Here is a 2,341-nt window from a genome sequence, read left to right as displayed (position 1 = left end):
GGAAACAGTTTTGCTCCCAGAACTCACTGCAGCATAATCAAAGAACTGACCCGCACGGTGTCGAGAAAACTCCACCACTCAGCGGGACGTAACCGCCGCGCGGCAGCGTGAGCTCTTATCGAAGCTACTTCTGCGGAGGCGACGGGGCGTCGTGCGCGTGCAGTGCGGGGTCGTGTGTGGTTGCCCAGTTACCGAGGAGCTGCAGTCCATCGTGTGAGGCGGTGCCGGGTTCTGCGGAGAACACGAGCATCTGGAGACCGTGGTCGGAGGAGAGGTCCAGCCCGAGGTAGGTCAGGTCGAGATCTCCGACGATGGGGTGATGAATGTTTTTGATTCCGGTGCGGTGCTCACGGACATCATGTGCGCCCCACAGCTTTCGGAAGAGGTCGCTGCGGGTGGAGAGTTCCCCGACGAGGTTGCTGAGCTGGCGGTCGTACGGTGAGCGGCCGGCTTCGACGCGGAGAAGGGCGACGATCTGGCGGGTGTTGGACTCCCAGTCCTGGTAGAAGGTCGGCGCTCGGGGGTCGAGGAACACGAAGCGCGCGGCGTTCACCGGCGGTGGGGAGTTCTCGAACATTTCGGAGAACAGGTCGCGGCCGAGGGTGTTGGTGGCGACGGCGTCCAGGCGCCCGTTCTGCACGAACACCGGGACGGTCGTCATGGCATCGATTGTCTGTAGCAGGGTCGGGGTGATCTGCGTTGTGCGGGTCGGGCGTCGGCGTTGCGGGTGGGCTCCGGTGTTGGCTGCGCGGATGAGGTCGTGGAGGTGTGAGTGCTCCGCCTCGTCGAGTTGGAGGGCGCGGCTGATCCCGTCGATGACGGCTTCGGACACTCCCTTGGCGTTGCCTCGTTCCAGGCGTTTGTAGTACTCCGAACTCATCCCCGCCAGGAGGGCGACTTCCTCTCGTCGCAGACCGGGAACCCGCCGCCGTCCGCCGAAGTCGGGTAGACCCGCTTGGCGCAGATCGAGTTTGGCTCGACGCGAGATGAGGAACTCGCTGAGGTCGTCCTGGTTGTCCATGGAATTGACGGTACGCCACCTCCACCTCCGGTAGGGGGTCCCTGCTGGGGCACCTCTAGGTAGGGTCTCGCTAGCCTCGACGCCGGCCTGTCGACTTGAAATATCAGCCGGCCCACCAGGGCTGGAGGACTTTAGAGAGGCATCATCATGACCAATGTCTGGTTCATCACCGGAGCTGCCCGGGGCATGGACGTCGATTTGGCCAAAGCCGCCCTGGACGCCGGCCACCGCGTCGTCGGCACCGCCCGGAACGCCGACAAGGTCACTGCGGCTCTGGGTGAGCACGAGAATCTCCTGGCCCTGTCCCTGGACATCACTGACCCCGCGGCGTCGGCAGCCGCTGTGGACGCGGCGGTTGGACGCTTCGGGAGCATCGACGTGCTGGTCAACAATGCCGGGAACTTCTACGCCGGCTACTTCGAAGAGATCAGCGACGCACAGTTCCGGGCGCAGATGGAGACCAACTTCTTCGGCCCCTTGAATGTCACCCGCGCGGTCCTTCCGGTGATGCGCGCCCAGCGCAGCGGCCATGTCATCACGATCAGTTCGGCTGCCGGGATCATCGGTCAGGAATTCTGCGCCGCCTACGCCGCATCGAAGTTTGCCCTCGAAGGGTGGATGGAGTCCCTGCACTATGACCTGACGCCTTACAGTATTTCCACCACCATCGTCGAGCCGGGTTTCTTCCGCACCGAACTTCTCGTCGAGGGCGCTTCGTCGATTTGGCCAGAACTTTCCATCGAGGACTACGCCGAGCGCACCGCCCGGACCATTGAGGCGTGGAAGAGCATGAACGGCCAGCAGGGTGGAGATCCGGCCAAGCTCGGCACCGCTTTGGTCACGATCGCGGCCCTGGACGCCCCGCCGCTACGCTTCGTCGCTGGAGCGGACGTCGTCGCCGGCGTCGAGGAGAAAGCCCGGTTGCTCCTGGACCAGGTCGACGCCCACCGCGACCTGTCCTCCACCATGGCCCTCGACAACGCTTAGGACTCCATGAAAAAGCCCCTGTCCCTCATCGCCCTCGCCCCTACCGCCGTCATAACCCTCGCAGCATGCTCCACAACCGCAGCCAATGACACGGCGGCGACGGAACCAGCTGCCTCCACCGGAACATCGACCGGACCCTCCACCACCGGACCCTCCACAGCCGAGGCGTCCGCAGTTGATGCTTCCGCGGTGGGGACACCGATCACCATCACCGCCGGTGACGTGGTCATTACCGCAACGGCGGATTCTGGCGGTCATTGCAACAGGAGGTTTTCGATCAGTTCGATCGGTTTTTGAAACCCTAGTCTTTTTCGTGGTCGGTCATTGAGCTCG

Annotated in this window: 3 protein-coding genes; 1 reads left to right on the top strand and 2 read right to left on the bottom strand. The window is 63.7% G+C overall.

Features of this window, described 5'->3' with window-relative positions; genetic code table 11:
* Window positions 1–124 precede the first annotated feature (124 nt).
* Entirely contained in the window at window positions 125–1,021 is an 897-nt protein-coding gene (locus IWX65_RS17425; protein WP_196884815.1) for a helix-turn-helix transcriptional regulator, read from the bottom strand.
* A gap of 147 nt (window positions 1,022–1,168) precedes the next feature.
* Here IWX65_RS17425 and IWX65_RS17420 point away from each other — a divergent pair, with 147 nt between their 5' ends.
* Window positions 1,169–2,008 (top strand): SDR family oxidoreductase, encoded by an 840-nt coding sequence (locus IWX65_RS17420; protein WP_196884814.1) that lies wholly within the window; start codon window positions 1,169–1,171, stop codon window positions 2,006–2,008.
* Here the strand turns inward: IWX65_RS17420 and IWX65_RS17415 are convergent.
* Window positions 2,005–2,238, bottom strand: a complete 234-nt coding sequence (locus tag IWX65_RS17415; protein WP_196884813.1) for a hypothetical protein — start codon at window positions 2,236–2,238, stop codon at window positions 2,005–2,007. The genes IWX65_RS17420 and IWX65_RS17415 overlap by 4 nt on opposite strands.
* Between the last annotated feature and the right edge of the window lie 103 nt (window positions 2,239–2,341).

The organism is Arthrobacter sp. CAN_A214 (assembly GCF_015751955.1).
Classification (GTDB): domain Bacteria; phylum Actinomycetota; class Actinomycetes; order Actinomycetales; family Micrococcaceae; genus Arthrobacter_D.
The sequence above is the reverse complement of the archived record's forward strand: the minus strand, read 5'-3'. Positions and strand labels throughout refer to the sequence as shown.